The 3,193-nt window shown below is 53.8% G+C and carries 2 protein-coding genes and 1 pseudogene; all 3 read left to right on the top strand.

Going from position 1 to position 3,193, the window contains the following annotated elements:
* Positions 1-185: pseudogene (locus IBX51_RS14825) on the top strand (hypothetical protein); the annotation flags it as partial.
* Positions 186-662: 477 nt separating this feature from the next.
* Positions 663-2,339 (top strand): alpha/beta fold hydrolase, encoded by a 1,677-nt coding sequence (locus IBX51_RS14830; RefSeq protein WP_291832096.1) that lies wholly within the window; start codon positions 663-665, stop codon positions 2,337-2,339.
* 156 nt (positions 2,340-2,495) lie between these two features.
* On the top strand, positions 2,496-3,193 hold a 698-nt coding region (locus IBX51_RS14835; RefSeq protein WP_291832097.1), incomplete at its 3' end, for a transposase.

The raw sequence follows: 3,193 nt of genomic DNA on the forward strand, positions 1-3,193 counted from the left end.
ATGCCCAGCAAGAATATTACAAGCAGATCGAAGAGCTGAAATCGATGCGGGAAGACGCCAGAAAGAAGCTGGACGAGCTCAGCGAAGCGGGTGATGACGCCTGGGAAGACTTAAAAGCGGGTGTTGACAGTGCCTGGGATTCTGTCAGCAGCTCGATCAAGCATGCCGTCGCACGTTTCAAGTGACTTGAGCAAGGTTAGCAGTCCGGATTGTTCTTTGAGCTATCAGCGTACAATCCGGACGTTTTTGGTTGTCGAGCTTATGCAGGCTTGACCTTTATGCACTAACTTCCTCGATCTACCTGTACGACAAACCCAAATCGTTTGATTTCTACGCCAAATGTATCGCATAATTAACTTCATACGATAATTTGATGATATGTAAAATTTATTAAAATAACAAAAGAGGAACATCAGATGCGTCATCAAACTTGGGGTGCCAACAGTTTACGTATCGTTTGCGCTGGTGCAGTTGCCGCAGGACTGTCGGGTTGTCTTGATAGCGGCTCCAGCAACGCACAAGAGCCTGCTGCGAATGCTCAGTTAACAGAAAGACCCGAGAACAGAGGTTGCGAAAACGCTGATCAGGCGTGTGACGTTCCTGCGATTGTGCCGATCTCATGTTCGGCAAGCACGCCTACCGAGGGGGGGCGTAGCTACCCGGTGGGGATTACATCGAGCTCCGGAGAAACCATTTCATTCCAGGTGTTGGAGCCCATCGGGGGTATTGACTGTCGGCAGGGGCATCCTTTGGTCTTGCATGGCCATGGCTTTGGCGGATCACGCTCAATATCCGGGTTCGACAACTACCGGGAGGCAGGCTTTGTGGTGATATCCATCGATCAGCGCGGTTTTGGAGAGAGCACAGGAACCGTGCGTGTGATGGACCCGGAGTTTGAAGGCCGCGATTTGATTCAGATACTGGACTGGGCCGAGGACAATCTTGAATACCTTCAATATCGACGTGAGCCAAGCTTGCCACCGGAGCTAAACCCTAATCCGGTGGTGGGCGCTATTGGTGGAAGTTATGGCGGCGGGTTCCAGTTTTTATTGCACGGGCAGGATCCGAAACAGCGTATCAATGCCATCGTTCCTGATATTACCTGGTATGACCTTCGGTCGAGTCTCAACCCCGGAAATGTCATCAAGACAGGATGGGATCTAGTGCTAGTGGCTGGCGGTGAGCTCGGGTCAACAGGTAACGGAAATGGCGGACTGGACCCCATTATTCGCGAAATTCTCGCGCAAGGGTCTACTCTGAACCGTTTTCCCGAATCGGGGCTGGATTTCTTTTTCTATCATAGTCCCGCATATCGCTGCACCGGTGAACAAGTGTCGTTACCCGAATCTTCGGATTTGCTGACCTTTCAGATTGCACCGCCCGCTTACGACGTGCCTCCAACTCCCTTCCGGCCTGCTAATGTGTTGCTGACCCAGGGAATGAAAGACACACTGTTCAATTTCAACGAAGCTTGGCGAAACTTTGATTGTCTTCGTGCCTTGGGTGGAGATGTAAGATTACTTACCCATCAAACTGGTCATATTCTGCCTGTTGAAGCGCCCGACGAGGCACAGCCGGCTGAATACGTTGATCCAACCGCCGGATTATTGGAGATACCCGGATTTCAGTCTGCTGGTGGGGCATTTGCCTGCGGTGATATCTCAGTATCGGACGCCACTCTGAATTGGCTACAACACCATCTTCAGGGCAAGCCGCTTGCAGGCTACTTTGAAGGAACCGATGAGAACGTTTGCCTTTCACTGGAAGATGGATCTGCGGTTCACGTCCCGGTTGATTCTTTCCCGGCACCGGATGCACCGGGCACTTTACTGAAGGGCGATGCCGTGGTGGAGCGCTCCGTGAGATCGGATACGCCCGTTCCGAACGGAGCAGCTGCGTTGGCTACGCCAACCTTGCCGCCTGAGGCTTTGTTTTTGGGTAAAGCCGGCGATGACGGAGCAACGATAGGGGGCATTCCGACAGCTCTCGTAACCGTGTCCGATCTACTCGGACGAACAAAGTGCATGGCAGGCCTTAGCCAGTATGAGCTGGGCTGCGATGCCATCCTGTTTATCGGGCTGGGAAAGCGCAGTGAGGGCAGCAGCCGCTGGCAGCTAATCGATGACCAGATCCAACCGGTCAGGGGCCTGAAAGAGGCAAGAGTTGTTGAACTGGTTGGCGTTGCAGAGGTGCTGAACCCAGGCGATGAGCTGGCACTGCTGGTATATGGATTCCACCCTCAGTACCCGCTGAGTTGGTCAAGAGATCCGCTATTGCACGCGGTCAACTTTGAGGCGACGGTTCAGGTGCCCGTTGTGCAAGGCACCCTCATCAACTAAGGGGGAGTACAGTCGAGGCAGTGGGAGGCGAATTAACCAGCGCCTTCCAATAATTATAATGTTGGTCTGTTGATTCTCTAGCAGCCTGTCGGACTTAACCAAGCCGTATCGAAGTGAGATAATGAACACAACACAGGCCATGACCGGACCTCAATGATGGGACATTTTGTACTCGCTGATCGGAACACTGACTTCCTGCTTCCCCCTTCCATTCAGGATTGGTTGCCGGAGGATCACCTGGCTCGTTTTGTGGTTGAAGTGGTTGATCAACTCGATCTGTCTGAGCTCACCCGGCAATATGCGGGGCGCGGTTCGCGGGCCCATCATCCCGCCGTATTGCTCAGTTTGTTGATTTATGGATACGCGACCGGCGTCTTCTCCAGCCGTAAAATTGAACGTGCCACCCACGACTCGATGGCGTTCCGTTATCTGGCGGCCAACACGCATCCGGATCATGACACGATCGCTACCTTCCGCCGACGCTTCCTTCCTCAGATAGAGGCTCTGTTTGTTCAGGTTCTGCTACTGGCGCGGGAAATGAATCTGTTGAAGCTGGGCCGGATCGCTCTGGATGGCACCAAAGTGAAAGCGAACGCCAGTAAGCACAAAGCGCTGTCCTATGCTCATGCCAAAAAGATCGAGGCACAACTCAGGGCGGAAGTGAGCGCACTTGCCGCCCAGGCAGAGGCGGCCGATCAGGCACCGGTGGTAGAGGGTATGGACATCCCCGCTGAAATCGCCCGGCGTGAAGCCCGGCTGGAAGCACTGGCTGAAGCGAAGCGGGCAATTGAGGCACGAGCGCAAGAGCGCTTCGAACAGGAGCAGGCCGACTACCAGCAAAAACAGGCCAAACG

It is taken from the genome of Marinobacter sp. (assembly GCF_014859525.1).
GTDB lineage: Bacteria > Pseudomonadota > Gammaproteobacteria > Pseudomonadales > Oleiphilaceae > Marinobacter.